General features: G+C 66.1%; 25 protein-coding genes and 1 pseudogene. 13 read left to right on the top strand and 13 right to left on the bottom strand.

What is annotated here, in order from left to right; genetic code table 11:
* Positions 1-42 precede the first annotated feature (42 nt).
* Complete coding sequence (gene galT / locus D5S18_RS22535) at positions 43-1,164, top strand: galactose-1-phosphate uridylyltransferase (protein ID WP_120043099.1); 1,122 nt, start codon at positions 43-45, stop codon at positions 1,162-1,164.
* A complete protein-coding gene (gene galK / locus D5S18_RS22530; RefSeq protein ID WP_120043074.1) occupies positions 1,161-2,309 on the top strand; it encodes a galactokinase in 1,149 nt (382 codons plus the stop codon). The genes galT and galK overlap by 4 nt, the downstream gene beginning before the upstream one ends.
* Positions 2,310-2,336: 27 nt before the next feature.
* Here the strand turns inward: galK and D5S18_RS22525 are convergent, their stop codons facing one another.
* Both D5S18_RS22525 and D5S18_RS35415 read right to left on the bottom strand, forming a co-directional pair.
* On the bottom strand, positions 2,337-3,311 hold the full coding sequence (locus tag D5S18_RS22525) for a VOC family protein (RefSeq protein WP_120043073.1): 975 nt from the start codon (positions 3,309-3,311) through the stop codon (positions 2,337-2,339).
* Between the two features lie 327 nt (positions 3,312-3,638).
* Complete coding sequence (locus D5S18_RS35415) at positions 3,639-3,788, bottom strand: hypothetical protein (protein ID WP_203236871.1); 150 nt, start codon at positions 3,786-3,788, stop codon at positions 3,639-3,641.
* Between D5S18_RS35415 and D5S18_RS22515 the strand changes: the two genes are divergently transcribed.
* Complete coding sequence (locus D5S18_RS22515; RefSeq protein ID WP_120043072.1) at positions 3,766-4,149, top strand: 3-oxoacyl-[acyl-carrier-protein] synthase III C-terminal domain-containing protein; 384 nt, start codon at positions 3,766-3,768, stop codon at positions 4,147-4,149. The genes D5S18_RS35415 and D5S18_RS22515 overlap by 23 nt on opposite strands.
* Before the next feature lie 16 nt (positions 4,150-4,165).
* On the opposite strand, the gene D5S18_RS22510 is transcribed toward D5S18_RS22515, so the two are convergent.
* Together D5S18_RS22510 and D5S18_RS22505 are read right to left on the bottom strand one after the other, a co-directional pair.
* A complete protein-coding gene (locus D5S18_RS22510) occupies positions 4,166-4,573 on the bottom strand; it encodes a VOC family protein (RefSeq protein WP_120043071.1) in 408 nt (135 codons plus the stop codon).
* Positions 4,570-5,568 carry a carbon-nitrogen hydrolase family protein gene (locus D5S18_RS22505; RefSeq protein ID WP_120043070.1) on the bottom strand — a complete coding sequence of 333 codons (999 nt, stop codon included), beginning with the start codon at positions 5,566-5,568 and terminating at the stop codon, positions 4,570-4,572. The genes D5S18_RS22510 and D5S18_RS22505 overlap by 4 nt, the downstream gene beginning before the upstream one ends.
* Positions 5,569-5,716: 148 nt before the next feature.
* Here D5S18_RS22505 and D5S18_RS22500 point away from each other — a divergent pair, with 148 nt between their 5' ends.
* Positions 5,717-6,646 (top strand): AraC family transcriptional regulator, encoded by a 930-nt coding sequence (locus D5S18_RS22500; RefSeq protein WP_158607929.1) that lies wholly within the window; start codon positions 5,717-5,719, stop codon positions 6,644-6,646.
* A gap of 16 nt (positions 6,647-6,662) precedes the next feature.
* Positions 6,663-7,388 (top strand): aspartate/glutamate racemase family protein, encoded by a 726-nt coding sequence (locus D5S18_RS22495; RefSeq protein ID WP_120043068.1) that lies wholly within the window; start codon positions 6,663-6,665, stop codon positions 7,386-7,388.
* 1 nt (position 7,389) lies between these two features.
* On the opposite strand, the gene D5S18_RS22490 is transcribed toward D5S18_RS22495, so the two are convergent.
* Entirely contained in the window at positions 7,390-8,001 is a 612-nt protein-coding gene (locus tag D5S18_RS22490) for a hypothetical protein (protein ID WP_120043067.1), read from the bottom strand.
* A 133-nt stretch (positions 8,002-8,134) separates the two neighbouring features.
* Between D5S18_RS22490 and D5S18_RS22485 the strand changes: the two genes are divergently transcribed.
* Positions 8,135-8,710, top strand: a complete 576-nt coding sequence (locus D5S18_RS22485; protein WP_147404084.1) for a hypothetical protein — start codon at positions 8,135-8,137, stop codon at positions 8,708-8,710.
* 15 nt (positions 8,711-8,725) lie between these two features.
* On the opposite strand, the pseudogene D5S18_RS22480 reads toward D5S18_RS22485, so the two are convergent.
* Positions 8,726-9,071, bottom strand: a pseudogene (locus tag D5S18_RS22480) (Fic family protein); the annotation flags it as partial.
* Between the two features lie 70 nt (positions 9,072-9,141).
* Between D5S18_RS22480 and D5S18_RS22475 the strand changes: the two are divergent.
* Genes D5S18_RS22475 through D5S18_RS22450 form a run of 6 tightly spaced genes read left to right on the top strand, consistent with a single transcriptional unit; the run spans position 9,142 to position 16,513 of the window.
* Positions 9,142-9,477: an L-rhamnose mutarotase gene (locus D5S18_RS22475; RefSeq protein ID WP_120043065.1), complete on the top strand. Its 336-nt coding sequence runs from the start codon at positions 9,142-9,144 to the stop codon at positions 9,475-9,477.
* A 46-nt stretch (positions 9,478-9,523) separates the two neighbouring features.
* Positions 9,524-10,837 (top strand): MFS transporter, encoded by a 1,314-nt coding sequence (locus D5S18_RS22470; protein ID WP_120043064.1) that lies wholly within the window; start codon positions 9,524-9,526, stop codon positions 10,835-10,837.
* Complete coding sequence (rhaI, locus tag D5S18_RS22465) at positions 10,834-11,982, top strand: L-rhamnose isomerase (protein WP_120043063.1); 1,149 nt, start codon at positions 10,834-10,836, stop codon at positions 11,980-11,982. Before D5S18_RS22470 ends, rhaI begins: the two co-directional genes overlap by 4 nt.
* Positions 11,983-12,019: 37 nt before the next feature.
* A complete protein-coding gene (locus tag D5S18_RS22460) occupies positions 12,020-14,056 on the top strand; it encodes a bifunctional aldolase/short-chain dehydrogenase (protein ID WP_120043098.1) in 2,037 nt (678 codons plus the stop codon).
* Positions 14,053-15,483 (top strand): rhamnulokinase, encoded by a 1,431-nt coding sequence (locus tag D5S18_RS22455; protein WP_120043062.1) that lies wholly within the window; start codon positions 14,053-14,055, stop codon positions 15,481-15,483. Before D5S18_RS22460 ends, D5S18_RS22455 begins: the two co-directional genes overlap by 4 nt.
* Before the next feature lie 52 nt (positions 15,484-15,535).
* Positions 15,536-16,513 carry a LacI family DNA-binding transcriptional regulator gene (locus tag D5S18_RS22450; RefSeq protein WP_120043061.1) on the top strand — a complete coding sequence of 326 codons (978 nt, stop codon included), beginning with the start codon at positions 15,536-15,538 and terminating at the stop codon, positions 16,511-16,513.
* A 63-nt stretch (positions 16,514-16,576) separates the two neighbouring features.
* On the opposite strand, the gene D5S18_RS22445 is transcribed toward D5S18_RS22450, so the two are convergent.
* From D5S18_RS22445 to D5S18_RS22425, 5 genes are all read right to left on the bottom strand, one after another.
* A complete protein-coding gene (locus tag D5S18_RS22445; protein WP_203236870.1) occupies positions 16,577-18,379 on the bottom strand; it encodes a CocE/NonD family hydrolase in 1,803 nt (600 codons plus the stop codon).
* Positions 18,380-18,414: 35 nt separating this feature from the next.
* Positions 18,415-19,116, bottom strand: a complete 702-nt coding sequence (locus D5S18_RS22440; protein ID WP_120043060.1) for a hypothetical protein — start codon at positions 19,114-19,116, stop codon at positions 18,415-18,417.
* Positions 19,117-19,226: 110 nt separating this feature from the next.
* On the bottom strand, positions 19,227-19,589 hold the full coding sequence (locus tag D5S18_RS22435) for a MerR family transcriptional regulator (RefSeq protein WP_120043059.1): 363 nt from the start codon (positions 19,587-19,589) through the stop codon (positions 19,227-19,229).
* 72 nt (positions 19,590-19,661) lie between these two features.
* The gene (locus tag D5S18_RS22430) at positions 19,662-20,516 is read right to left on the bottom strand and encodes an SAM-dependent methyltransferase (RefSeq protein ID WP_158607928.1); all 855 of its coding nucleotides are present in this window, start codon (positions 20,514-20,516) and stop codon (positions 19,662-19,664) included.
* A 240-nt stretch (positions 20,517-20,756) separates the two neighbouring features.
* On the bottom strand, positions 20,757-21,275 hold the full coding sequence (locus D5S18_RS22425) for a pyridoxamine 5'-phosphate oxidase family protein (protein ID WP_120043057.1): 519 nt from the start codon (positions 21,273-21,275) through the stop codon (positions 20,757-20,759).
* Between the two features lie 88 nt (positions 21,276-21,363).
* Between D5S18_RS22425 and D5S18_RS22420 the strand changes: the two genes are divergently transcribed.
* Positions 21,364-21,840 carry an SRPBCC family protein gene (locus D5S18_RS22420; protein WP_203236869.1) on the top strand — a complete coding sequence of 159 codons (477 nt, stop codon included), beginning with the start codon at positions 21,364-21,366 and terminating at the stop codon, positions 21,838-21,840.
* A gap of 31 nt (positions 21,841-21,871) precedes the next feature.
* Here D5S18_RS22420 and D5S18_RS22415 read toward each other — a convergent pair whose 3' ends face one another.
* Both D5S18_RS22415 and D5S18_RS22410 read right to left on the bottom strand, forming a co-directional pair.
* Positions 21,872-22,774, bottom strand: coding sequence for an aromatic prenyltransferase (locus D5S18_RS22415; RefSeq protein WP_120043056.1), 903 nt, complete (start codon positions 22,772-22,774; stop codon positions 21,872-21,874).
* Between the two features lie 211 nt (positions 22,775-22,985).
* The gene (locus D5S18_RS22410; protein WP_239003944.1) at positions 22,986-23,666 is read right to left on the bottom strand and encodes a helix-turn-helix transcriptional regulator; all 681 of its coding nucleotides are present in this window, start codon (positions 23,664-23,666) and stop codon (positions 22,986-22,988) included.
* Positions 23,667-23,701: the final 35 nt, after the last annotated feature.

Here is a 23,701-nt window from a genome sequence, read left to right as displayed (position 1 = left end):
CCTGAGCCAGGAGGAGACACCACTGTGAACGCGCAAGCACCGATCAGCGGCGACCGGTCCGCGAACAACGCCGGGTTCAGGCGGACTCGGCGAACTCTCGCGGACGGGCGCGCCATCCGGTACTACGACGCCGTCGCCACCGCGCGTACGGCGGTCGACACCCGTGATCTGCCACCCGCCACCACGCATTCGCAGACCCGATTCGATCCACTGCTCGGCGAGTGGGTGGTGGTCGCCTCGCACCGCCAGACCCGCACCTTCCTGCCACCCGCCGACCTGTGCCCGCTGTGCCCCTCCACCCCCGAACGCCCGACCGAGATCCCGGAAAGCGACTACGAGGTGGCGGTCTTCGACAACCGCTTCCCCTCCCTGTCCACGCACCCCGATCAGCTCCCGCAAACAGTGGAGGGGTCACCGATGACGCTGTTGGACAATGGTTTCGGGCATTGCGAGGTGGTGTGTTTCACCAGCGACCACAACAGTTCGTTCGCCAATCTCGACCCCGCGCGAGCACGGTTGGTCGTGGATGTCTGGGCCGACCGCACCGCAGAACTGGCGGCCGCCGATGGAGTGGCGCAGGTGTATTGCTTCGAGAACCACGGCGAGGAGATCGGGGTGACACTGTCACACCCCCACGGGCAGATCTACGCCTATCCCTTCGTCGCGCCCCGCACCGAGGCGATCACTCGCAATCTCACCGAATACCGAAAAGCGCACGGCAGCAACCTTTTCGGAGATCTGCTGACATCCGAGCGGTCGGCCGGGATTCGAGTGGTCGCGGAGAACTCCGAATGGACCGCGTTCGTTCCGCCCTTCGCCCGCTGGCCCTACGAACTCATGCTCCTGCCGCGCCGCCGGACCGCCGACATCTGCGACCTCGATGACGCCCAGCGCGCCGCCTTCGCCGAACTCTATCTGAATGTGCTGGGCCGCTTCGCCCGCCGGTTCGACACCCCGATGCCCTATATCGCGGCATGGAACCAACCACCCACACCGCGAACCGGTCTGCCCCGTGAAGACTGGTGGCTGAACCTGCACCTGTTCTCCTTTCGGCGCAGCGGGAACAAACTCAAGTACCTCGCCGGGTCCGAATCCGGCATGGGCGTCTTCATCAGCGACACCCTGCCCGAGACCGTCGCGGCCGAACTACGGGAGTTGGCATGAGCGGCATCGAATCCGACACCGCAAGGGGGCAGCAGCGCGGCCCGGAGCCGGCGGCCGGGGTCTGGGCCGCGCCCGGCCGGGTCAACATCATCGGCGAGCACACCGACTACAACGGCGGCTACATGTTGCCGATCGCCTTGCCGCACACCGTATCCTGCGTCGCGACCAAACGCTCGGACGCGATCGTGCGGGTGAGATCGCGGCAGCAGGAACAGGGCTGGATCGCAGCACCCCTCATGGACCTCGCCGATGCTGAGATCACCGGCTGGGCACGGTATCCGCTCGGCGTTGTGCACGAGTTCCAGCGGCGTGGACATCGCGTCGGCGGACTGGATCTGGCTCTCGACGGCACCGTACCCGCCGGCGCCGGGTTGTCGTCCTCGGCGGCGGTCGAATGCTGTGTCGCGGTGGCACTGCGAGACATGTTCGCACCCTGGATCGGCGATGCGGAACTGGTCGATATCGCGCACACTGCCGAGAACGAATACGTCGGAGTTCCCAGCGGCATCCTCGACCAATCCGCCTCTCTCCGTTGCACAGCGGGCCACGCACTGTTCCTCGACGCCGCTACCGGCGACAGCGCGCAGGTACCCTTCGATCTGGCGTCGACGGGACTGGCTTTACTGGTGATCGACACCAACGCACCGCACCAACTGGTCGGCGGTGAATACGCTCAGCGACGCGCCCAATGCGAAAGGGCCGCAGCTGAACTCGGCGTCCCCCTACTCCGTGACATCACCGACGTCGCCGACCTGGACCGGCTGACCGACCCGCTGCTGCACCGACGCGCCCGCCACATCGTCACCGAGAACGCCCGCGTCCTCGAAGTCGTGGCGGCACTGTGCGCGGGCCGTGATCCGCGCACCATCGGCCCGACGCTCTCTTCGGCACACGCATCGCTGCGCGACGACTTCGAAGTCTCCACCGCCGAACTCGACACCGCCGTCGAGATCGCGTGCGCCGCAGGCGCATACGGCGCCCGCATGGTGGGTGGCGGCTTCGGTGGCAGCATCATCGCCCTCGTCGAGGCGACCTCGACAGACCACATCGCGGCGACTGTCGCCGACGGATTCCAGCGCCGCGGTTATGCCCCGCCCCGCTCGTTCGTCGCGACGGCAGCGGCGGGGGCGCGACGGATCGGCTGACACAGTCTCAATTCTTGGGTCAACGGGTTATGTCGCGGTCTCGCGGAAGATGATCGCGGCGCCGAGTGCTGCGGCGGCGGGGACGAAGGGATCGCCGGAACGTGTGGTTTGGACTTTGAAGCCATTGCGCTGCAGGTGTTCTCGTGTTGTGGGGAGATCGCGCACGGCGACAGTGCAGGCGACGAGGGCCGGCAGTGGACCGGCATGTTCGCCGGGGAGGAGTGCGGCGAGGTCGGAGTCGGCGACGAGGATCAACCGGGCATGATCCAGGTCGAAGATGTGCCGGGGTCCGTCGATGCGGGGCGGGCGACCCAGATAGTCGGTATATCTGGCCTGGACGGCAGGGAGATCGGCTGCGGCGGCGCAGATCAGCACTTCGATCAGATCGATCGCGCCGTTGGGATGGGACAGGACGCGTGTGTGCTGGATCGTGCGGTCCAGGTTCGCGACGACCCCGACCCGCCCTTCTGCCACCACACCCGGTGCGGCGCCGTCGATCTCCAGGTAGCGCACCAGCTCGACGGATCTACCGGTATCGGTTTCCACCGGGCGCTGAACGGAATTCACGCCACCGTGTCGCACTCCCACCCGACTCAGCCGGGTGGCGGCGGTATCGATCTCGGATGCGGCGAACATGAGGATGTGCAGGCCCTCGAAACGATCCAGGCAGGCGGCGACGGTCGCGCTGGTGGCGGCGATCTTCTGCCTCAGCGAGGGGAGCGCCTCGGCCGGCGCCTGCAGCGGGACAACGATTGCCTCGCTGGGGATTCGGTGCGCCTCGCCCTCTCGCACATATGTCACGAGCTCGATGAAGTTGCGCGCGAAGTCGGCGTGGGTGTTCGCCACACCGAACGGCTCCGGCGCGGCGCCCTCGTGTGGGGGCAGTGCCGGGTAGGTCGGTGGCCGCATCGCAAAGCCGAGCCGCTGGTAGAGCGCGAGCGCCGCACTCATATCGCCGACGACGTGGCCGACATGGTGCAGGTGTCCGATGTCATCCGTCATGCTGCTCTCCGCCAGTGGGGCCTTGCCCTCGCCGAGTCGAACGATCTCGGGCGGGCTGCCGATCAGTGGTGCTGTCGCGGAACCAGTGCATCGGCCACGCGACCTCATTGCACCATGCCGGCACCAAAGAGAATTTGCCAACCGAGGAGGGCGCCTCCGTGCGGACGTGATCGTGCGGTATCCGCACTGTGCGTGTCGTGGACACTGCGCCTATCGCGGATGGAACAGACGTCTGGTTTCGTCGTCGGCGGGCAGGAATGTCTCGAGATGCAGCCCTTCCAGGGCGGCGTCGGTGGCGGTGCTCAGGGTCGCGGAGGTGTTGAAGAATCAGAGCGGGGTGCCGTCGACATCGATTTCGAGGGTGATCACCGGTCCGGTGCGAGGGGTGAGGGTGTCGGGTTCGCCGAGGTATCCGGCGATTTCGGTGGCGAGTTCGAGGTGACGGTGGTCGTGGGTGCGCTCGGCGCGGTGGTTCACCTGTTGCAGTAGATGGCCGCCCCATTCGGAGATATTGCGGATCCGGCGGGCCAGCCCGTCGGGATGGTTGGGGAAATTCGATCCCCAGCAGGTGACGTGGTTCCCCGCCCACTATTCGAGCGAGCGCATGAAGACCATGGTGCTCGACGAACTCGACAGCCGCGGCATCTGGGCCGGGCGCCCCGAGATGTGGTACAGCAACCTGAGCAGAGTCGGAAATATCGGCAGCGCATCCATTTTCGTGATCCTCGACGAGATGCTCAACGACGGCATGATCTCACCCGGTGACACCCTTTTGTGCATGGTTCCCGAATCCGGGCGCTTCGCGGTCTCGTTCATGCATCTCACGGCTGTGGGCTGACCGGAATCCCGTTGCGCTACCAGCTCATCGGAACCGACTCATTCAGTGCGATGAGGTTGCCGTCGGCGGCGCGCAGGACGGCAAGTCGACTGCCGGGCATGTCGACGATGCCGGTGGCCGGGTCACCGTGGGTGATCTCGGCGGTGCCGATCTCGGCGAGGGATCCGTCGGCGATCTCGCCGAGCGGCGCCGCACCGGCGGCGACCATCGCGGCGTGGGTTTCGACGAGGTTGTCGACGGTCCAGAAGACCAGTGGGTGGTTCACCCACGGCTTGGACGAGAGGGTGATGCCGCCGTCGAAGGCGGCGAAGTCCGGACCCTGGAAGGTCGGTCCCGCGCCGAGCAGGGCGGTGAAGGCCGCGACGCTCGCGTCGAGATCTGTCGCGGGGTAGACGACGTTGGCGAATCCCTTGGGGTGGCTCATGTCAGGTCCTTTTCTGTGGCTTTCGTGGGTATTGGTTCGGCGGGAAGGGGCTGATGCCGCACCAGTGGTGCCGGGACCTGATTGAAGACGAGTTGGAGCACGTCGGGCCGAGCATAGTGGCCCACCGGGTCAGCGATCGATTTGGCGACCGTGATGTGTGTGAAGTCGAGATCGGCGTACAGGATGCCCTCCTCGGTTTCGGCGAGCGGTTCGGCGAGTGAACTGCCGTCGGGACCGTAGATGCGGGCGAACCCGCCGCCTTGGACCAGGAGTTGCTTCTTGAGTTCGGTATCGCAGAACAGGTCGTGGGCGGTTCGGCCGATGACGCCGCACGGTGCGAGCACGAAGCTCTGACCTTCGACGGCGTACATCATGCTCGCGGCGTTGTTGACCTCGGCGCCGAGTGCCTGCGCGGCACCGCGATACAGCGAGAAGCTGGGCCAGGAGGCGACGTGGATCTGCTCGCCCTGGCTGAACATCGCGAATTTGGTCAACGGTTGAAGGTGCTCCCAGCAGTTGAGCGCGCCGACCCTGCCCAAGGGGGTGTCGTATACGGCGAGATCGCTGCCGTCGCCCTCGCCGTACACCGAACGCTCGACATGGGTGGGTTTGAGCTTGCGCCGCACGTGGACGGTGCCGTCGGGAAGGACAACGGCCTGCGACAGGTAGAGGCTACCGCCCGCGCGTTCGCTGAATCCGGACACGATGACGATCCCGTACTCACGGGCGGCTGCCGCGAGGGCGGCCATCTCCGCGCCGTCGCGGGTCATCGAATTGGCGGTATAGGTCGGAACCATCCGCATGGCCCAAGCCGGTGAGTCGAGCCAGATCCACGCGGGATATCCGGGGATGAAAGCTTCTGGGAACGCCACGATTTCGGCGCCGTTCGCGGCGGCTTCGGCCACCAGTTCGATAACTTGGTTGATGCAGGCCGTCAGGTCGAGCCACTTCGGCTCGGCCTGGACGACGGCCGCTCGCACGGTCGATGTCCGCATGTGTTCCTCGGTGACGCTTCGAGATTCTGGACGCGTCATATGTTATGGCCCCGGTTCGGCCGGGCCTCGACATCGAGCGCACGAATTTCGACATTTTGCGAACACAGCGGTTGATTCGGCGACGACCATGGGTTACCACTGTCTCGCCATGAAAACGCTCCAGGCCGAGATGATCGAGAAGTGGTCGCGAATTGCCAGCGACACTTTCCTACCGACGCGGGTACATGTCGACGAATCCTTCCGATGCGCGATCGAGCAGGTGCGCTTCGCCGATATCGGGATCACCAGGGTGGCCGCGACTCCGGCCTCGGTATGGCGGGACGCCGCGCTCATCGCCGCCGACCAGCGCGACGATCTGCTGTTGACGATCCACCTCACCGGCACGGGGTGGTTCGAGCAGGCCGGGCGCACGGCGCGGCTGACCGCGAATACCGCCGTCTTCTCCGACACCGGCCGACCGTATGAACTTCGTTTCGACTCCGCGATGAGCGAATTGGTGTTCCAGCTGCCGCGCAAGCGAATCCGACTCCGCGACAAGGATATCCGTGAGTCGGCCGCGCGCCTGATCGAATCCGACGCCGCGGGCTTGACGGTGTTGCGGCACGTCCTGGCCGGAATCATGAAGGACGGGCGCCCTACCGACAATGCGGACCAACTCGCCGAAACCACCATCGAACTGCTCTCGGCCACCCTGCGCCGCGGGCACCGCGCGACCGCACTGAGCGGTGAGACGCTGCTGCAGGCCGCGCGCGTGTACATGCGGCGGCATCTGACCGATCCCGGCCTCGATATCGAGGCGGTCGCCGGTGCGCATTTCGTCTCTCGACGGTATCTGGAATTACAGTTCGCGCGCATCGGCGAAAGTCCGGCCGCCTACCTGCGCGAACTGCGGCTCGGTGAGGCACAGCGGCGGCTGCGCGAAACCTCGGCCACGGTCACCGATATCGCCTACGGCGTCGGTTTCAACGACGTCAACACCTTCACCCGCGCGTTCCGCCGCGCCCACGAACTGACTCCCCGCGAGTGGCGACGCCACCACCTCTGTCCGAGGGAAGATGGACGGCACGAATCCGCGTGAACCAGGGAGCTGCGCGATGAGGCATGTCGGCATTCTTGCGCACAGTGTCGAAGGGGCCTCGCTGTGTTTGCGGACGCTCGCACAGGAAGGGGCGCGTGAGCTCGGCCCGCACCAGCATGCCGAGGTGACGCTGGACTGCGTTCCGATGGGTCGCAGCATGCCGCTGTGGGAGGCAGGCTCGCACGACGAGATTCGAAACATCTTGGCCACCAGTGCCGATCGACTGGCCGGGGCGGGCGCCGAATTCTTCGTATGTCCCGACAACACGGCGCATATGGCGCTGGAGTGCGCGGGTCCGGAGTTGGCGTTGCCGGGGCTGCACATCGCCGAGGTCGTCGCGGAAAAGGCTGCGGCGGAAGGTTATCGGCGGGTCGGGGTGCTCGGCACCAAGTACACGATGACCGGTCCGATCTATCCGCGTGTGTTGGCGGCCAAGGCAATCGCGACCGAGATCCCGGATCCCGACGAGTGCAGGCTGATCGACGACATCATCTTCACCGAGCTGTGCGAGGGAGTTTTCACGGCCGAGTCTCGGCAGCGCTACCTCGACATCATCGAACGCCTGCGCGAGCTGGGTTGTGACGCGGTCGCGCTGGTGTGCACCGAGATCCCCCTGCTGGTCACGCCGGACGTATCCCCTTTGCCCACACTGGATTCCACGCGGCTGCTCGCGAGGGCCGCACACCAGGTGGCTACCGGAGCCCGACCGCTCCCCACCTGGCATGGCGGTCCGCTCGACTGAGCTATCGGTCCGCTGTTCGCACTCCCATATTGTCGAAAGCCGCGAGAATCGCGCCTGCGCGGTCGCGCAGATCCTGCACCTCGTCATTCTCCGAAACGGACCGCAACAGCGGCCGCAGGCTCGAATACGCCGCATAGAGCGATGCGAGGATCGACATATCTCGGACTTCCTTCGCCGAATCCGCGAGGCCCGCGGCGATCCGCGTGAACACCGCATCGTCGAGGATGGGGGGAGCGCCGACTCCCAGCCGGATCAGTGCCAAGCCTCGTCGGATCGGGTCGGCGGCGAGGTCGACCTGCTCGATGAGGTCTTCGAGCTGCCAGATCGGGAGCTCTTCATCGGCGAAGCCTGCGTAGAGGTTCAGGATGTGCAGGTTCGAGCCGGAGGTCTGGACGTACCGTTGTCCGGCCAGGTCGTCCTCCACATAGTGGAACTGCACGGCTGGACCGCAGGACCAGGTGATCTTGTATTCCCGCTTGGTCTGCGGGTCCAGCCAGCCCTCCGCGACCCTGCGCCATGCGTGGGCGGCGCAGAATGCCTCGGCCTCGGCTTCTCCCGGCCCCGGCAGCAGTACGCGTCGGCGCGAACCGAACTCGATTTGATCTTCTCCCATGCCGCTCACTTTCGGTCCGATACCCGTGTCTTCCAACAATATTCAAGCCCAACTCCGGTGGGCTTCCAGAGTCGGGCAGGTCGTGGAACAGTTGCGGACGCCATGATCGCACCTCGAAAGGACTGCGGGAGAGATGAGTTGGGGACCGTGCCGGGGGCGGCGGATGGTGCTGCCCGAGGGTATCGATGAAGCCGAGGTAGCGGACTTCGTCGAGGGGGCGCAGGCGACAAAGGTGAAGGAGGTCAGCGCGCGCGTCCATTTCGGCCTGACGCGAGAAGTGTCCTGGGAGCTGGGACCCTTCCATGTGCACTACGCCGAGGAATACCCGTGCGAGGTGCGATTCGTTCAGGTCACCGGTGCGGTTCAGGGTGATATCGATGGAGCGACGGACCTGCTGGCGCGGTATCTCCGGCCGGTCCGCGAGGACGACCTGCTACGCGCCGTGGATGTGGCGGACTCGATCGAGCAGCGCCGCGCCTGCTTGGTGCGGGCCGGAATCGGCGCTCCGCTCACCTTCGACGAACCGTTCTTCCGACGCATCGCGGACGCTGTGTGCGATCGCGACGAGATGATCCGCGAGGGCGGTCTGTGGGCGGCTGTCTACGCCTTCTGGCCCGAACTGCGGCCGCTCGTCGCCGAGATGGGCAGGTCCGAGCCCGCGCAGACGTTGCGCGACCAAGCGGCTGCCGTTGCCGCTACCTGGCACTGAGCGAGTTCCTGCCCCTCACCGCAGATGCGCTGTGGTGCGTCTGCCGATCGCGGCGCTGAGCGCGTCGAGTTCGGCCAGTACGTCGACCGCGGCCCAGATTCGGTTGCGTTTGTTGGCGGAGAGGACTTCCAGGAAGCATGGCCGACGCGAGAGGCACCGTGATGCGCCGAGTCAGGCCGCGGCGGCGAAGTATCGCACTGATCAGCGCCCTGCCGAGACGACCGTTGCCATCGGTGAAGGGATGAATGGACTCGAATTGGGCGTGCGCGATGGGAGCTTGCGCCAGGATCGGCAGATCGGTGCGGTTGGCGAAGGCCACCAGGTCCGCCATCAACTCCCGTATACGTTCCGGTCCGGGCGGTTGACCGCGAACCCAAGGAGCCGTATGGTGATGACCCTCACGAATTGAAACGTTTCAATCAGGAGTAATTATGGATCAGCGTCGGGAGCGGGTGTGTTTTCTGCTCACGTTGCGGCCGGAGCGGGTCGAGGAGTATCTGGGGGCGCACCAGCGGGTGTGGCCGGAGATGCTCGACGCGCTGCGGGGGGCCGGGTGGTCGAACTACTCGCTGTTCGTGCGGCCCGAGGACGGGCTGGTGGTCGGGTATCTGGAGACCGACGATTTCGATCGGGCGGTGGCGGCGATGGACGCCACCGAGGTCAATGACCGGTGGCAGCGGACGATGGCCCAATATTTCGCCGCGCCGCCGGGCGCGCGACCGGATACGTCCATGCGGAGGCTGACCGAGTACTTCCATCTCGACTGATCCCAACCGAAAACCCCCACCCACAAAGAGATTCAACGAGGAAACCATGAGGGTAGGCGCCCGATCCACCACCGGGTGGAAGGCGACGATATCTGTCGCCATGTCCAATTACATAGAGGCGGGCTCGATCATCGCCATCGCGACCAGCCTGACGTTCTGGCAGCACGCCTTCGGCATCGGCAATTTCGCGGTCGGCTTGCTGGCGGCGTTGAGCGCCAACGCCTTCGGCGCGGCGATCGGCGCGGGTATCGGCGGACCGCTGTGTGATCGCTTCGGGCGCAAGGCGATCTACACCTACGACCTGATCGTCTACATGGTCGGCGTGCTGCTGGCGGCGGCCGCGGTGAATTTCGGGATGCTGCTCGCGGCCTTCATCATCACCGGGATCGCGGTCGGCGTCGGTGTTCCGGCTTCGTGGACCTATATCGCCGAGCAGGCCCCGACGACGCAGCGCGCCCGCCATGTCGGCACGGCGCAGTTGGCCTGGTCGATCGGCCCGCTGATCGGTTTCGCGCTCGCCGCCGCACTTGCCCCGCTGGAACTGCTCGGTTCGCGACTGATCTTCCTGCACCTTTTCGTCGTGGCGGCGGTGGTGTGGTGGATTCGCCAGGGCCTGGCCGAATCCCGCATCTGGACCGAGGAGGCAGGCGGCGACGGAAGTATGCGCGCGGCGGCGGGCGGCGCGGGTATGCGCGGATTGTTCTCGCGCCGGATCAATATCATCGCGCTGCTGGTGCTGATGGGCATCTACGGTTTCTGGAATACGGTGGCGGGCCAGGCGGGCATCTTCATGCCCCGTGTCTACGACAGCGCGGGCGTGCACAGCGCGGTCCAGCAGAATCTGCTGCAGGTGCTGGTGTGGGGATGTACGGTCGCGGCCACGTATTTCGGCTTCATGGCCTTCGCGGACCGGATGTCGCAGCGTGTGCTGTATGTGATCGGCGCGGCGCTGGGTGTGCTGGCGTGGGGTGTGCTGGTGTTCTTCACCGACGCGGGTATGCCGACGCTGCTGATCTTCGCGGTGCTCTGGGGTATTTCGAGTGGCATCGGCGCGCAGGCGTTCTACAGCCTGTGGACCAGTGAGATCTTCGCGACCGGGTATCGCGCCAGCGCACAGGGTTTCATGTTCTTCGTGGTCCGCTCGGCGACCGGTTTGCTGAGCTACTTCTTCCCGACCATGCTCGCCGCGACCGGGCTGACCACGGTCGGCTTGCTGCTGGTCGGCCTGTTGACGGTGGCGCTGGTCATCGGCGCGGTCTTCGCCCCCGAGACGCGGGGAAAGACTTTGCAGGAGATAGAGATCGAACGCTATGGCAATCCGGTGCCCGCACCGGACAAGACGATGGGAGTGCGCCCGTGACCGACCTGGTGGACCGTCTCGCGATCGAGGTGCCGTCCTGGGCCTTCGGCAATTCCGGCACCCGCTTCAAGGTGTTCGGCAGTCCGGGCACGCCGCGCACGGTTCAGGAGAAGATCGCCGACGCGGCCATGGTGCATCGGATGACCGGCTTGGCGCCCGTTGTGGCGCTGCATATTCCGTGGGATCGGGTCGAGGACTACGGGGCCTTGCGTTCGTACGCGCGGGATCTCGGCGTCGAGCTGGGCACCATCAATTCGAATACCTTCCAGGACGACGACTACAAGTTCGGCAGCCTGACCCATCTCGATCCGAAGGTGCGACGCAAGGCCATCGATCACCACCTGGCATGTATCGAGATCATGAATCAGACCGGATCGCGTGATCTGAAGATCTGGCTCGCCGACGGAACGAACTACCCTGGCCAGGGCGATATTCGAGGCAGGCAGGATCGACTGGCCGACTCGCTGGCCACGATCTACGCGCAGATCGGTCCGCAGCAGCGTTTGGTGCTCGAGTACAAGCTGTTCGAGCCAGCCATGTACATGACGGATGTGCCGGACTGGGGCACCGCGTACGCGCAGGTGTCGACGCTGGGCGAGCGCGCGGTGGTCTGTTTGGACACCGGGCACCACGCTCCGGGAACGAACATCGAATTCATTGTCGCGCAACTGCTTCGGCTGGGAAAGCTGGGTTCGTTCGACTTCAACTCGCGCTTCTACGCCGATGACGACTTGATCGTCGGCGCGGCCGATCCCTTCCAGTTGTTCCGCATTCTGGTCGAGGTGATTCGCGGCGGCGGTCTCGCGGCCGACTCCGGATTGGCGTTGATGCTCGACCAGTGTCACAACATCGAGGCCAAGATTCCGGGCCAGATCCGCTCGGTGCTCAATGTGCAGGAGATGCTGGCCCGCGCCGCCCTGCTCGATATCGAATCGCTCACCGCCGCGCAGGAATCCGGGGATGTGCTGACCGCCAACGGGGTTTTCATGGACGCCTTCTACACCGATGTGCGTCCGCGACTGGCCCGGTGGCGCGCCGAGCGCGGGCTGCCGGAGGATCCGATGGCCGCCTACGCCGCCTCCGGCTATCAGGCCCGCATCGAGGCGGAGCGCGTCGGCGGCACCCAATCCTCCTGGGGTGCTTGAGAATATGTCCGAATCCAGGAAACGAGGTCTGCCGCAGATGGCACCCAAGACGGTCACCGAGCTCATTGCCCGCTCCAACCGGCTCGGCTCCGATCCACGCAATACCAATTTCGCGGGCGGCAATACCTCGGCCAAGGGCACCGATACCGATCCGGTGACCGGCGGACCGGTGGAGTTGATGTGGGTCAAGGGATCCGGCGGCGATCTGGGCACGCTGACCGAGGCGGGTCTGGCGGTGCTGCGGTTGGATCGGTTGCGCGCCTTGGTCGATGTGTATCCGGGTGTCGACCGCGAGGACGAGATGGTCGCCGCGCTCGACTACACCCTGCACGGGCGGGGCGGGGCGGCGCCCTCGATCGATACGGCCATGCACGGTCTCCTCGACGCGGCGCACGTCGATCATTTGCATCCGGATTCCGGTATCGCACTGGCCACCGCCGCCGACGGTCCGGAGTTGACCGAGAAGGTCTTCGGTGGCCGGGTGGTCTGGGTGCCGTGGCGGCGTCCGGGTTTTCAGCTCGGACTCGATATCGCCGAGATCAAGCGGGCCAATCCGGCGGCGATCGGCACCATTCTCGGCGGGCACGGCATCACGGCGTGGGGTGCGACGTCCGCTGAGGCGCAGGCCAATTCGCTGGAGATCATCGAGACGGCCGCGCGCTACATCGCCGAGCACGGCCGCGAGGAACCATTCGGTGCGGTGCTTCCCGGTTATGAGCCGCTGCCCGAGGCACGCAGGCGGGAAAGGGCGGCGGCGCTGGCGCCGTTCCTGCGCGGTCTGGTGTCCACCGACACCGTGCAGGTCGGTCACTTCACCGATGCCGCGCCGGTGCTGGAATTCCTTGCCGCGACCGAACATCCGCGGCTGGCGGCGCTGGGCACCAGTTGCCCGGACCACTTCCTGCGCACCAAGGTCAAACCGCTGGTGTTGGATCTTCCCGCCACCGCGAGCCTGGCGGAATGCCGGAGCAGGCTGGCCGAACTGCACGAGCTCTATCGGGCGGACTACCGGGCCTACTACGAGCGGCACGCCACACCTGATTCGCCCGAAATGAGGGGGGCGGATCCGGCGATCGTGCTGATTCCGGGTGTCGGCATGTTCAGTTACGGCCGCGACAAGCAGACCGCCAGGGTCGCGAGCGAGTTCTACCTGAACGCGATCAATGTCATGCGCGGCGCGGAGGCGATCTCGCGGTATCAACCGATCGCGGAGGCGGAGAAGTTCCGGATCGAGTACTGGGCGCTGGAGGAGGCGAAGCTGGCGCGCATGCCCGAACCCAAAGCACTCGCCACCCGTATCGCACTGGTGACCGGCGCCGCGTCCGGAATCGGCAAGGCGACCGCGCAGCGGTTGGCGGCCGAGGGCGCGTGCGTGGTGATCGCCGATCTCGACGGCGCGAAGGCGAGTGCGGTTGCCGCCGAGATCGGTTCGACCGATATCGCGATCGGGATCGCCGCCGATGTGACCGATCCGGAGCAGGTGCGCGCCGCGGTCGACGCCTGCGTGCTGGCCTTCGGCGGGATCGATCTCGTGGTCAACAATGCCGGTCTGTCGCTGTCGAAATCGCTGCTGGACACCACGATCCAGGATTGGGATCTGCAGCACGACGTGATGGCGCGCGGCTCGTTCCTGGTCTCGCAGGCGGCGGCGCGGGCGCTGATCGATCAGCGGCTCGGCGGCGATATCGTCTACATCTCCTCGAAGAACTCGGTTTTCGCCGGGCCGAACAATATCGCCTATTCGGCGGCGAAAGCCGATCAGGCGCACCAGGTTCGGCTGCTCGCGGCCGAACTCGGGGAGTACGGCGTCAAGGTCAATGGCATCAATCCCGATGGGGTGGTGCGCGGATCGGGTATTTTCGCGGGCGGCTGGGGCGCGAAGCGCGCGGCCGTCTATGGGGTGCCGGAGGCCGACCTCGGTCAGTTCTACGCCCAGCGCACGCTGCTCAAGCGCGAGGTGCTGCCGGAGCACATCGCCAACGCGGTGTTCGCGCTGTGCGGGGCGGACTTCTCGCACACGACGGGGTTGCATGTCCCCGTCGACGCCGGGGTGGCCGCGGCATTCCTGCGATGACCGGCTACCTGGCCGCGGTCGACCTGGGGGCCACCAGCGGGCGCGTCATGGTCGGGGCGGTGCGGCCCGACCGGGTCGAACTGCGTCAGGTGGCGCGCTTCGCCAATTCGCCGGTCGAGTTGTGGAACGGGACGCGGGCCGCGCTGCACTGGAATCTGCCCGGCGGGTATCGGCATATCCTCGACGGGCTGGCGGCGGCGGTCCGGCAGGCGCCGGATCTGGCCGGTATCGGCGTCGATTCGTGGGCGGTGGACTATGGCCTGCTGCGCGCGGGTCGGCTGCTCGGGTTGCCGCACCACTATCGCGACGAGCGCACGGCGGCGGGTGTCGACGCGGTGCATGCCGCGATCCCCGCGCCGGAGCTGTACGCACGCAACGGATTGCAGTTCCTGCCCTTCACCACGCTCTACCAGTTGGCGGCCGAGCGGATCGATGGTCTGCTCGGCCTGGCCGATCGCGCGCTGCTGGTGCCGGATCTGATCGGCTACTGGTTGACCGGGATCATGGTGTCCGAGCACACCAATGCCTCCACCACCGGACTGTTCGACGCGCACGGCCGGTGGGACGAGGCGTTGGCGCGGCGAATCGGGTTGCCGCCCAGCTTGTTTCCGGATCCGATCCAGCCGGGGACCGATATCGGTCCGGTGCTGCCCGAGGTGGCGGCGCGAATCGGAATCCGGGCGCGGGTGACGACGGTGGCCTCGCACGATACGGCCTCGGCGGTTGTCGCGGTGCCGATGGCGGCGGAGTCGGCGGCCTATATCTCCTGCGGCACTTGGGGACTCGTCGGTGTCGAGTTGGCCGACCGGGTTGTGGATACGGCCGCACGCGAGGCCAATTTCACGAATGAGGCGGGGGCGGACGGTCGAATCCGGTTCCTGCGCAATGTGATGGGCCTGTGGTTGCTCAGCGAATCGGTGCGCTACTGGGAGCGCGACGGCACGCCGGTCGACCTGCCCGCGCTGCTGGATCAGGCGGCCGAAACCGCCCCACCCGCCGCCGTTTTCGATGTCGACGATCCGGTCTTCCTGCCGCCGGGCAATATTCCGGAGCGGATCGCCACCTGGTACCTCGAGCACGACCTGCCCGCACCGCGCGATCGAGCGGAACTGGTGCGCGCCATTGTGGAGAGTCTGGCAGCGACCTTCGCCGACCGGGTGCGCACCGCCGCCCGACTCTCGGGTGTCGATGTGCGCACGGTGCATATGGTGGGCGGTGGCGCGCAGAACGAATTGCTGTGCGCGTTGACGGCGGATCGCGTCGGACTGCCGGTGCTGGCCGGTCCGGTCGAGGCCACGGCCTTGGGCAATATCCTCATCCAGGCCCGCGCGCACGGGCTGCTGAGCGGTGACCTGGATGCCTTGCGGTCGGTTGTCGCCGCCTCGGGCGCACCCCGGCGCTACCTGCCGCGACTTGCTCCGCGATAGCCGCGCCTAGCAGGATCGGAGACGACGGAGGAGGCGCATACCGGTGGTGAGCATGAAGAAGGTCGCGGCCGCGGCCTCGGTCTCGGTCGGGACGGTCTCGAATGTGCTCAACGCGCCCGAGAAGGTCGCGCCCGCCACCGTCGCGCGCGTCCAGGCCGCCATCGAACAGCTCGGCTTCGTCCGCAATGACGCGGCGCGACAGTTGAAGGCGGGCCGGTCGCACTGTGTCGGGTTGGTGGTCCTCGATATCGGCAATCCGTTCTTCTCCGATATCGCGCGCGCGGCCGAGGCGCGGGCGGCCGAGAAGGGGCTGGTGGTTCTGCTCGGCTCCACCGACGACGATGCCGAGCGTGAGCGCCAGTATCTCGAAACCTTCGATCAGCAGCGGGTTTTCGGGCTGCTGGTCTCCCCTGCGAGCGATGATCTGGGCAGGCTGCGCGCGCTGCGCGAGCGCGGTGTTCCGGTCGTCCTGGTCGACCGCGACGGTCGCGAGACGCCCTTCTCCTCCGTCACGGTCGACGATGTGGCGGGGGGTCGGCTCGCGGTCGAGCATCTGCTGCGGTCCGGCCGCCGCCGACTGGTCTTCCTCGGCGGCCCGCTCTCACTGCACCAGGTGGCGGGCCGACTCGCGGGAGCCCGCGCCGCGATCGGCGAATTCGACGGTGCGACGCTGGAAGTGGTGCCGACCCCGGCGCCGACGGTATTGGCGGGGCGGCGCGCCGCCGATGCGCTCCTGGCCGAAGGGTTCCGGCCCGATGCCATCTTCTGCGCCAATGACCTGCTGGCCATCGGTGTGCTCCAGTCGCTCATCACGCAGGGGGTCGCGGTGCCCGCCGATATCGCGCTGATCGGTTACGACGATATCGATTTCGCGAGTTCGGCGCTGGTTCCGCTGTCTTCCATTCGGCAGCCGAGCGCCAGGATCGGTGCGACCGCCATCGATCTGCTAGTGGGGGCCGCCGGGGGCGCGCCCACCGAGAATGTCTGCTACCAGCCGACTCTCGTTGAACGCGCCTCCACAATCGGTTAGGCGTACCTCCGCCTTCGCTCCGGCCATGCGCGGATTCTGGGACGGCTTCGCCGACAGCGCCTATTAGGCAGGCGGATTCGGCCCGCGACCCGGTGGCACCGGGACGGTATTCGGTCGACACGGTTGCCGCATGGTCGTGGTGCACGAGGGCAGCGCCTCGGCGTGCGGGGCCGGGTGGTAGCCCAGCACGATGCTCGACGGATGCGCGGAGTCCAGCAGGATCGTGTTGGTGGCCTCCCCCTTCAGGTTCCCGAATTGCCAGAATCCGGTTTGCGCCGGCGTGTCGACGGTCAGGCGCACGCTGGAGCCGGGGCGGAAGGTGTGCGCGAATTTGGGGATCTCGACTCGGAGTTGGGTCGGGGTTCCCGGTGTCAGCGGTTCGGCGGCCTGTTCGGTGAATTCGTTCCAGGGGCGCAGTTCCGTGGTGTGCGTCGGGTCGAGTCGGCGCTGGGAGGCGCGCAGCCAGCCGCGTTGGACGAACATCTCCTGCCCGTCGGGACGGACTTCGGACAGGGTGACCTGGATGTCGGTGTCCGGTGCGGTGGAACTGAGCCACAGGTCGGCCGAGCCCGCGCCGTAGAAGTTCAGCGCCTGCGGCAGGACCGCGGTGGTGAAGGTCAGCCTGCCGTCGGGTGCGGTGTCGGGCGCCCAGCCCTCGGCGAGGGGGTTGTTGACCACGCTGCCCGGACGCGGATAGCGGTAATCGAGTGCGCCACCGTTGGATTCGGCGGGATGGTCGGTGAGCTCGCCCGCGCGGTTCAACCACAGCCGCATCGGTTTGACGGGGACCGGGAGCGCCGGGTATTCGGCGATGCTGGTCGGCTTGGCGACCGGATTCTCCTTGTCGCCACCGTTGCGCAACTCTTGCAGCACCCGCACATGCGGTTCGCGCTCGAATCCGTTGTCCTCGCCTTTGACGTAGCGGGCCAGGAATCTCTTCATGGTGTCTCGGATATCGGCGGCGGTCATATCGGTGTGGTGATCGCCGTTGGAACCGATCAGCCAGGTGCGCTCGGGTGCGAGGGTCTCCTCGTAGTAGCCCGTCCTCGGCCCGACCTGCTCGTCCTGCCAGGACTGGGTGGACAGCACGGGGATCTCGATCTTCCCGGTGCGCAGTACGGCGCTGTGCTCGGCCCAGAATGGGTCGTAGAAGGGGTGCGCGCTCATCTGTGCGCCGAAATCACCCTCTGGTTTCTGTGCTTTCGCGATATTGTCGGCGACCGTCGCGGCGCACCTGGTGTCATCGTCGAGTTCTTTGGCGCGGTCGGCGGCGCCGCGCCAGATCTTCGGGAATTCGGCCCACCAGTTGTGCGGGAATCCGATATTCGGGATGCCGCCCGGATATCCGACATCGCGGTACGGGTCGGTGACGTTCTTGTTCGGGGTGATGGCGCGCAGACCCTTGGGATGCTGGGCCGCGGTCCACAGTTGGTCGTATCCGGCGTAGGAGTAGCCGACCATCCCGACATTGCCGTTGGACCAGGGTTGACCTGCGGCCCACTCCACTCCGAACGCGCCTGCGGCGCCGACGGATTCGTCGAAGACCCGATCGGCTCCGGTGGAACATCCGGTGCCGGGCACATTCAGACCGACGACCGCGTAACCCTCCTCGACCCAGGGCGCGCCGATGGACGGTTCGGTGCCCGCCGAGTAGCCGTCGTATTCGATGAGCACCGGGAACGTTCCGCTCGCCTTGGGCAGGGTGACCGAGTACCGCATCTGCTCACCGGTCGGCAGGGTGAGGTATCCCCACTTGCGCACCGGCTCGTCCTTCGCGGGGCCGCCGCACGCGGCCAGTGCCATGGCCAGCGCCGCGGCGATCGATACCGCCCGCAGGCGGCGTGGTTTTCGCGGTTGCACAGTCATGGCTTCCATGATCACTTTCGGCCGCCGCCGATACATCACCCGTAGTAGTGATTATTCCGATCGGAAGTTTCCGGGCGCGGTTGGGCTCGCATATGGGCGTCGGCCCGCGCTTGGAGTTCGCGCGCGACAGTGTGGTTCCCGCGTTCGAGGATGTCCAGGGCGATATCGAGATAGGAGTGGAAGACCGGGGCCTGCGCGCCGATCACCAGACCCGACACCTTCTGGCGATTGATGACGTGCAGCAGGACCGCGGTCTGCGCCGGATCGGCGTCGACCCCGACGAGTTTGTCGTAGCGCCACTCGCGGGTGGTGCGGGATCCGGTGAAAACCACTCTGGCGGTGGTGATCACGGCGCGACCCTCGTCGACGGCGGTCTGCAGTTCCGGGCCGGGGATGTATTGGCCTCTGCTGCTGCCGGATCGGTACCAGACGCCTTTGGTGACGCGGACGCTGACACCCGAGGAGCGGCCCGCGTAGTAACCGCGCTGTCTTCGCGGCTCGATCAACTGGGCCGAGCAGTCCCACAGTGCCGATTCGCCCGCTCGCAACAGGACGCCGCGGGCCACGCCGCCGCGCGTTCCGCCCGCATTGCCCGCGGCGTAGACCATCGTGTCGAGCAGATCCTGATCGGCTTGCCAGCGGGCCAGTTCGGCATGGAATTCCCGTTCGGCGTCGGTGTATTCCGTGACCGCCTCCTGTTTGCGTCCGATCGACCACCACCGCTTGCGCACGGACATGACACTCCCCTCGGTCGAGCACCACGAGGCCCTCAGCGCGGGAGGGCATCGAGCCAGTGTCCCAAGAGATCTCGCACCGCGTCGGCGGATTCGCGTGGCAAGTGCGATGGTCAAGCCAGACTCTTCACCACCGTCAGATACTCCTCGATGGCGTCACGATTGCGGATCAGGCAGGCGATGCGGCCGGTCATGCGGGAACTCTCGCCCTCGAGGGTGGCGATCATCTCCGGTGTGGCGTCGGTGAAGTGGATGATGCGGGGTTTGTCCAGGCAGGGCAGGATCTGCTTGATGATGCGGGTGGGCAGGCCGGCTTCGAGCAGGCCGCGTATTTGCAGCACCCGGTCGACCAGGCCCGCGTCGTAGTCGCGATAGCCGTTCGCCTGTCGGGTCGGGTTGATCAGCCCCTGTTCCTCGTAGTAGCGCAGCAAGCGCGGCGGAGTCTCGGTCAGGCGGGCCAGTTCGCCGATTCGCATGTGAGCACCTTCACATCAGCCGGGGTCGACATTGACATCTATGTCAACCCTAGACGCTCTTTCCGCCCGCGATCAGGTGGGCTGATGTTCCGATCGGTTCGTACGCTCGGCGGTGAACAGCAGGTACCCCGGCTCCGAGATATCGAGACACTGCTCGAAAACCGAGATGAAGGTGTCGATCATCTCGGGGCCGTAGGTGTGGACCAGTTCCGCGCGCTGCCGCTGCGCGGCACGGATCATCTCGCGATGATGGCGCATGGTCTGCTGCGTGATGTCCCGGTACTCGAGCAGGTGCATCCCTGCCGCGCGCAGCAGCGGCGGATAGTCCTCCGGCTGCAACAGCGGGGTATTCAGCGACAGCCTGCGATATGCCTCGACTATTTCCAGCCGTCGCCCGACCAGGGGACCCTTCAGAAAGAAATCCGTGGCCACCATGTGCCCGCCGTCGGACAATACCCGGCCCACCTCGCCGAATACTCCGGGCAGATCCGGCATGTGCACTATGGATTCGATGGCGAGCACCGCGTCGAAAGACGAATCCCCGAAAGGTAATTCGACCGCGTCGGCCAATTGGAAATCGACCAGATCCGCCACGCCCGCCTCGACGGCGGACCGGCGCGCCCGCTCCAGCAGGTTCGCACTGGTGGCGACGCCGACCACGGTGGCACCGGTGGTTTTGGCGAGTCTTATTGCGGGAGCGCCCAAACCGCAGCCGAGATCGAGAACGCGACTCGAGGAATCGACGGCCAATCTCTCGATCATGAAGTCCGTCAACCGATCAGTCGCCTCCGCGACCGTGCTCGGATCCTCGGGCGACTCCCAGTATCCGAGGTGAACGTTCGTACCGACCAGCCGGTCTATCAGGGGGATCGCATTGTTGTAGAACTCGACAACCTCTTCGTTTGTCGGCATGTACAACGAAGTCACGGGCACAACCTCCTCGGCCGAATCCGAACTGACTTCAAAAATATAGATCATCTCTGGAATTTCGGCCGAGGTTCGAAGGCATCGAGTCGAATCCGAGTGCCGTGAACACCGGTTTTCTGCTCGAATACCGGACGGTTGCCCAAATCGAAACCTACTGCCGCGCAGCGGGATACATGATTCCACGGTGGGCACTCCGGACGGGTGCCGCATGCCATCGGACCGGGAAGCACACGAGTTCGCTCACGAAATGCCCTTCGAATGCCAGACTCTGGAGGACCCGATGATCTCGCCGTGCGCGAGATCCTGGAGCGTCACCTGGATTCGCCACGGCTCGAGGCACAGCGGATCGAAATTCGGATCATCGATCCCGCCCTTCCATACAAGGTAGGGATCGAAACCCTTGCGGCCCGCCTCGGCCGCGATCACCTCCCAGACATGCTGCTTGCCCGCGCGATCGTCCACCCAACTCGCCCGGCAGTCGGCGTAGACCACATCCTGTGCCGGAGTCCAATACGTGCAGGAGACATACGGATTCCGCGCGAGGTGCGCCGTTTTGACCGGCGAGCGCCCCGTACCGATCCATCCGATCGGCCGCCGATCGTCCACCTCCCAGTTCACATGCAATATCCTGCTGCGCGGACGCTCTTTGGTGTCGACGGTGGAAACCACACACCAGCCGATCTCTTCGGTCAATCGTGTGAAGTCACCCCGAATTTCGGAGAACTTCGCGGCGGAACTGAATGTTGTCGAGGAGGTCACGGGTTGGTATTTTAATGCCGCCCACCGTGCTCGCTACACTTTCATGAAGAAGCTCGAGGAATCTCACGATCAGAAACGGAGACCCACCATGCCCGAGACTTCCGCCGGTCCGGTGATTCAGACGGCGATGCGGATGCGCAAGCCACCGAGCGAGGTATTCGCCGCCCTGGCCGACCCGCAGCGGACCACCCGGTTCTGGTTCACCAAGAGCACCGGCCCACTCGAACCCGGCGCGGCGGTGAGCTGGACCTGGGAGATGTACGACATCACGACCAACGTCCAGGTGACGGCTTTCGAACAGGACCGCAGAATCGCCTTCACCTGGGACAACGGACCGAAGCCCACCAATGTCGAGATCCTGTTCACCGAACGCGAAGACGGCAGCACCTTCGTCTCGATCGAGGAGTCCGGCTTCGACGGCGATGCCGAAGCCGTCACCGAGTGGCGGCTCGGATCGCTGGGCGGATTCACCCTGATGATCGCGGCACTGAAGGCGTTCGTGGAGCACGGAATCGTGCTTTCCCTTGTCGCCGACCGTTTTCCGGATGTGCACCCGCGGTACTGATCCGCGCGCGGGAGCCGGGCCATCCGGCTCCCTAGCGCACCGCAGGCGCCACACCGCCCGGAAAAGTCGGAGCCAGGAGCCCGGGGCAGTATTCGGCCTGAATCTTGTAGTAGTGCAGGCCATTGGGGCCGTAGGCGGCGTAGAAGACGAAGCCGCGCCTGGCGTCGGGATCGGCGAAGGGGGCCTCGGCGACGATTTTGGTCAGCAAAGGGTGCAGATGGGTGGGGAAGGTCTCGGGTCGGCACCGCACCGGAAACGAGACGCGTTCGGGGCGTGGCGAATCCCAAGAGAATGTCCGATACAGGTTGAATGCCCGACCGTCCAGAACCGCCAGCTCGGCCGCCGAGGCGGGGCCGAAGCCGAGTTCGGCGAGGATGGCCCCGATATCCGCGCCGGTCAGTGCCGGGTCCAGCACCTGTGAGTACAGGTTGAGGGTGCGGGCCGGGAAGTCGACGGCGACGATGCCGATCCGACCGCCCCACCGCGACAGGTGCGCGGCGTGCGTGCGAACGGCCGCCGGGAGGCCGGGTAGCTCCAGAACCCGCCCCACCTCGGCGATCTCGGGGAGCACCGCCCAGACCTTCTGGATGCCCGAACCGATCGCCAGGTCCACTCCCACTGCGGCGGGCAGACTTTCGCAGAGCGCGTCGAGCAGCGGCATGATCCGCGGGTCGCTGCGCCTCGGGAGAAGTCCTGCGGCGCCCAGCGATTCGACCAGGGCGCCCAGCGCTCCCGGATACATGACCCGGACATTCACCTCGCGCTGCGCGGCGGGATGGGTGGTGGTGCGCACCCCCACCGCGGCGGTGGTCCACGCGTGTTCCAGCGCCGTGAGCACCGGCTCGGTGACCGCGGGGTCGTAGCGGGTGCCTGCCAGGCGGGCATAGGTGCGCAGATCGGCACGCAGCCGATCCAGAGTTACCGCCTTCGCCATGCGCCCACCTCGAACATGCCACGGCCACAGGCATTTCCGCGCGCGGAGCGCACCTGCGGCAGCCGGAACACCGACATCGATTCCGAATGTCTCGCGGCTCAGGATAGCCGGGCGATGGCCGACGGGTGGGCCTGGTTGACCGATTGCGTTGCGGGACAGCCGATTCGCGGTTTGTGACCGACACGGAACCAACCGGTTCACCACACTGAACTCACCGATCGGGCAGGGCCAGCAGGAACGGCGGTGTGCGGATGGTGCGCTCGGCGAGCGGGATGGTGATATCGAGATGCGCCCGAGTGTCGAGCTGGAATTCGCAACTACCCGCGCGATAGTCGCGCAGCGGGCGGGAATCCGAGGTCGCGGGCGGGGTGATGGCGCGGGCGACCCACTTGCCCGGCGTGAGACCCGTGAGGGTGAAACTGCCCTGGTTGGCGACGATGACCAGGGCGGCCGCGCTGGAGAGCGGGTTCGCGGCGGAGAAGATGCTCAAGTAGGCCAGACGAACCGGCGCGCCACAGGGCTCGACCAGGCGACCGGTGAGCGAGGTGCCGGGCGCGGGAGCCTTGATGGCCGGACTCCTGGACCAGCGCAGCGGGAACTCCTCACCGCGCGCGTGCCGGCGGTACTGGGCCGGGCTCAGTCCGACCGATTCGGTGAATCGCGAAGTGAAGGTGCCGTAGCTGAGATAGCCGACGGCGTGGGCGATATCCGAGACATTCGTCGACGTGGTGGCCAGCATGTATTTACTGCGGGCCATGCGCACGGCGGACAGGAATCGCACCGGAGAACATCGGGTTTCGACATGGAAACGTCGGACGAAATAGTACTTGCTATATTTTGCGACATCCGCGAGATTGTCGAGCGATATCTGCTGCCCGCAATTCTCCCACATATAGTGAATACTGTTCGCAATATGATCGGACATAA

The sequence above is a fragment of the Nocardia panacis genome, from assembly GCF_003598715.1.
GTDB lineage: Bacteria > Actinomycetota > Actinomycetes > Mycobacteriales > Mycobacteriaceae > Nocardia > Nocardia panacis.
The sequence above is the reverse complement of the archived record's forward strand: the minus strand, read 5'-3'. Positions and strand labels throughout refer to the sequence as shown.

What these genes read in the sequence shown, in the direction of transcription:
- D5S18_RS22440 (WP_120043060.1), bottom strand. Translation starts at nt 19,116, where the DNA reads ATGTCCGTGCGCAAGCGGTGGTGGTCGATCGGACGCAAACAGGAGGCG.
- D5S18_RS22445 (WP_203236870.1), bottom strand. Translation starts at nt 18,379, where the DNA reads ATGACTGTGCAACCGCGAAAACCACGCCGCCTGCGGGCGGTATCGATC.
- D5S18_RS22415 (WP_120043056.1), bottom strand. Translation starts at nt 22,774, where the DNA reads ATGGCGAAGGCGGTAACTCTGGATCGGCTGCGTGCCGATCTGCGCACC.
- D5S18_RS22410 (WP_239003944.1), bottom strand. Translation starts at nt 23,666, where the DNA reads ATGTGGGAGAATTGCGGGCAGCAGATATCGCTCGACAATCTCGCGGAT.
- D5S18_RS22455 (WP_120043062.1), top strand. Translation starts at nt 14,053, where the DNA reads ATGACCGGCTACCTGGCCGCGGTCGACCTGGGGGCCACCAGCGGGCGC.
- D5S18_RS22420 (WP_203236869.1), top strand. Translation starts at nt 21,364, where the DNA reads ATGCCCGAGACTTCCGCCGGTCCGGTGATTCAGACGGCGATGCGGATG.
- D5S18_RS22500 (WP_158607929.1), top strand. Translation starts at nt 5,717, where the DNA reads ATGAAAACGCTCCAGGCCGAGATGATCGAGAAGTGGTCGCGAATTGCC.
- D5S18_RS22485 (WP_147404084.1), top strand. Translation starts at nt 8,135, where the DNA reads ATGAGTTGGGGACCGTGCCGGGGGCGGCGGATGGTGCTGCCCGAGGGT.
- D5S18_RS22450 (WP_120043061.1), top strand. Translation starts at nt 15,536, where the DNA reads ATGAAGAAGGTCGCGGCCGCGGCCTCGGTCTCGGTCGGGACGGTCTCG.
- D5S18_RS22495 (WP_120043068.1), top strand. Translation starts at nt 6,663, where the DNA reads ATGAGGCATGTCGGCATTCTTGCGCACAGTGTCGAAGGGGCCTCGCTG.
- D5S18_RS22475 (WP_120043065.1), top strand. Translation starts at nt 9,142, where the DNA reads ATGGATCAGCGTCGGGAGCGGGTGTGTTTTCTGCTCACGTTGCGGCCG.
- D5S18_RS22510 (WP_120043071.1), bottom strand. Translation starts at nt 4,573, where the DNA reads ATGAGCCACCCCAAGGGATTCGCCAACGTCGTCTACCCCGCGACAGAT.
- D5S18_RS22460 (WP_120043098.1), top strand. Translation starts at nt 12,020, where the DNA reads ATGGCACCCAAGACGGTCACCGAGCTCATTGCCCGCTCCAACCGGCTC.
- D5S18_RS22470 (WP_120043064.1), top strand. Translation starts at nt 9,524, where the DNA reads ATGAGGGTAGGCGCCCGATCCACCACCGGGTGGAAGGCGACGATATCT.
- D5S18_RS22505 (WP_120043070.1), bottom strand. Translation starts at nt 5,568, where the DNA reads ATGCGGACATCGACCGTGCGAGCGGCCGTCGTCCAGGCCGAGCCGAAG.
- galK (WP_120043074.1), top strand. Translation starts at nt 1,161, where the DNA reads ATGAGCGGCATCGAATCCGACACCGCAAGGGGGCAGCAGCGCGGCCCG.
- D5S18_RS22525 (WP_120043073.1), bottom strand. Translation starts at nt 3,311, where the DNA reads ATGACGGATGACATCGGACACCTGCACCATGTCGGCCACGTCGTCGGC.
- D5S18_RS22435 (WP_120043059.1), bottom strand. Translation starts at nt 19,589, where the DNA reads ATGCGAATCGGCGAACTGGCCCGCCTGACCGAGACTCCGCCGCGCTTG.
- D5S18_RS22490 (WP_120043067.1), bottom strand. Translation starts at nt 8,001, where the DNA reads ATGGGAGAAGATCAAATCGAGTTCGGTTCGCGCCGACGCGTACTGCTG.